Origin of the sequence: Clostridium sp. 1001270J_160509_D11 (assembly GCF_015667935.1) — a bacterium.
Classification (GTDB): domain Bacteria; phylum Bacillota; class Clostridia; order Peptostreptococcales; family Peptostreptococcaceae; genus Intestinibacter.
In genome coordinates, this window is record NZ_JADPET010000222.1 from 1 (window position 1) to 2,642 (window position 2,642).

The 2,642-nt window shown below is 27.3% G+C and carries 3 protein-coding genes; 1 reads left to right on the plus strand and 2 read right to left on the minus strand.

Going from position 1 to position 2,642, the window contains the following annotated elements:
- Window positions 1-143: 143 nt before the first annotated feature.
- On the minus strand, window positions 144-848 hold the full coding sequence (locus I4U58_RS13405) for a 5'-methylthioadenosine/adenosylhomocysteine nucleosidase (RefSeq protein ID WP_195931835.1): 705 nt from the start codon (window positions 846-848) through the stop codon (window positions 144-146).
- 127 nt (window positions 849-975) lie between these two features.
- On the minus strand, window positions 976-1,815 hold the full coding sequence (locus tag I4U58_RS13410) for a DegV family protein (protein ID WP_195931836.1): 840 nt from the start codon (window positions 1,813-1,815) through the stop codon (window positions 976-978).
- Window positions 1,816-2,022: 207 nt separating this feature from the next.
- On the opposite strand from I4U58_RS13410, the gene I4U58_RS13415 reads away from it, so the two are divergent.
- Complete coding sequence (locus I4U58_RS13415) at window positions 2,023-2,577, plus strand: TetR/AcrR family transcriptional regulator (protein WP_195931837.1); 555 nt, start codon at window positions 2,023-2,025, stop codon at window positions 2,575-2,577.
- Window positions 2,578-2,642 lie beyond the last annotated feature (65 nt).

Here is a 2,642-nt window from a genome sequence, read left to right on the forward strand (position 1 = left end):
CACATCTATAAAAATTATACTTATTTACAATTTATAAATGAATATAATTTCTTATATAGCATAAAAAAACACATCTTAGGCTTTTCAATATATTGAAATCTAAGATGTGTTTTTTATTATAAATTATTTATTATATATTAAAATTATAATGCTCTTAACATTCTAAGTACTATATCTTTTGAGTTTTCAGCTGCTTTATCAACAAATTCTTCATATGTTACATCTGCGCTTCCATCAGCTTTGTCAGACATCGCTCTTATTATTACAAATGGTACATTGTTTACTGTACAAGCATGAGCAATTGCTCCACCTTCCATCTCACCACAGTAAGCATTGAAGTCATTATCAAGCTCATCTTTTAATTCTTTTGAACTTATGAATATATCGCCTGTTACAACTCTTCCTTTAACTATTTTGAAGTCTTCACCTTTTGCTTGTTCTAAACTAGATTGATATGCTGTTTCCATTAATTTTTCATCAGCTTTAAATACTGAGTTTTCCATTTGAGGTATTTGACCTTTTTTATAACCAAATGCTGTAGCATCTACATCATATTGTATAGCTTCTGTAGATATTACTATATCATTTACATCTAATGATGAATGTATTGCACCTGCAACACCTGTATTAACAACTGCATCAACACCAAATTCACTTATTAGTATTTGTGCACATAATGCTGCATTTACTTTACCTATTCCACATTGAACTAATACAATGTCTTTTCCTTCTAATTTACCTATATAGAATTTTAAACTTGCTTTTTCTACTGTTTTTTCTATGTCCATCATTTGGATAAGAGTTCTTACCTCATTATCCATAGCTCCGATTATTCCTATTTTTTTCATATGATCCTCCTAAGATTATTTATCTAAAAAAAATCGTTCTAATATAGAACGATTCCTTATAATATATTTAATAAAAAAGATATTATACTGTCAATATCTTTTCTAAATTTTCTTTTTAAAATATCTATTATAATACTGCTGCTAAAACTGCACCTTGAGAAGTGTATGTTCCCATTACAGGACCAACTTCACTTATATAAACTTCATCAAATTGATGAGTTTTTTCTATTGTTGAAAGTAATTTTTCTGCTTTTTCTTTACAATCAGCATGCATTAGACATAATATTTTATCTTTAGTGTCTTCTATACTTGTTGTTATATGACTAGCAACTTTTTTGATACTATTACTTTCTCCTCTAGCTTTATCTACAGGTTTAACTGCTCCGTCTTTTATTTGTACAATTGCTTTAAAGTTTAATGCTCCTATTATTTTACCTGCTAGTGGACTTATTCTTCCACCTTTTACAGCATTTTCTAAAGTTTCTAATGTTCCATAGAATGAAACTTCATCTTTTATATTTTCTATAGTATTAACTATTTCATCTATATCTTTACCTTCAGAAATCATTTTAGATGCTTTTATTAATAAAAGCCCTGCACCTATACTTCCAGTATTAGAATCTATTACTCTAATATCCTTTTCATCATTGTCTGCTAAATATAAGTCTCTTGCAAGTACAGCACTATTGTATGTTCCTGATAATTTAGCTCCTAAAGTTATTACTATTACCTTTTCTTCACCTTGATATTCTTTAGAAAAACTTTCTGGAGATGGACAAAATGTTTTTGGCAGTTCTGTGCTTTCTTTCATTTTAGCATAAAACGTTTTATTATCTATATCAACTCCAGCAGTATAATGTTCTTCCCCAAAAGATACACCAAGTGGTACTACATTAATATTAAATTTATTTAAAACTTCATCTGAAAGATCACAAGAACCATCAGTTATAAGTTTAATTTTATCCATATTTTTTCCTCACTTACATATAATTATTTTTTCAGTCGGTCGAACGACCGATTTTTATAATAATATTTTATTCTTTTATGTATTAAAAGTCAACATATTTAACAAAGTGTTATTCTCCTTAATTTGACTTTATTTTCATATAAGATTATAATTTAAATAAATTTAGTAAGATTATTTTTATTATAAAAAAAGAAAGGTTATTTTAATATGAAGCCGACTAATATGAAAGCAACTATTCTAGCGGCCTCTACAAAATTAATGGCTAAACAGGGGATAAAAAATACTAGTCTTTCAGATATAGCTAAAGAAGTTGGTATTAGCAAAGGTACCTTATATTATCATTACGCAAGTAAAGATGATATTATTTGTGATATGGCTGATATGCATCTATCTATAATCACAAATTCACTAATTGGATGTCTGCAAAATGTAGGCTTTGACTCTAGTACGGAAGAGTTTGTATCTGTCACACTAAATAAAATATCCGATATAAAAACCCATGGAAGAATACATATGTATCTAATTTGTGAGGCTATAACTAGTAATGAAAAACTTAGAGAGCGATTTAAAATCAAATATATACAATGGAGAAAAGCCCTAGAATTAGAAATTAAAAACTCAATTAGTTTTAGAGATGATTCTTACCCAATTTCTTTTTTATTGATATCTATTGTAGATGGATTAGTAGTACAAAGTTTATTAAAGACAGAAGAAATACCATATGATGAAATTTCTAGATTTTTAATTACTACATTAAATTAAAAATTTTATATTCAGTTAAATATTTTTAGCTATATCAAAAAAACCGATTTGGAATATTTCAAATC

What these genes read in the sequence shown, in the direction of transcription:
- I4U58_RS13410 (WP_195931836.1), bottom strand. Translation starts at nt 1,815, where the DNA reads ATGGATAAAATTAAACTTATAACTGATGGTTCTTGTGATCTTTCAGAT.
- I4U58_RS13405 (WP_195931835.1), bottom strand. Translation starts at nt 848, where the DNA reads ATGAAAAAAATAGGAATAATCGGAGCTATGGATAATGAGGTAAGAACT.
- I4U58_RS13415 (WP_195931837.1), top strand. Translation starts at nt 2,023, where the DNA reads ATGAAGCCGACTAATATGAAAGCAACTATTCTAGCGGCCTCTACAAAA.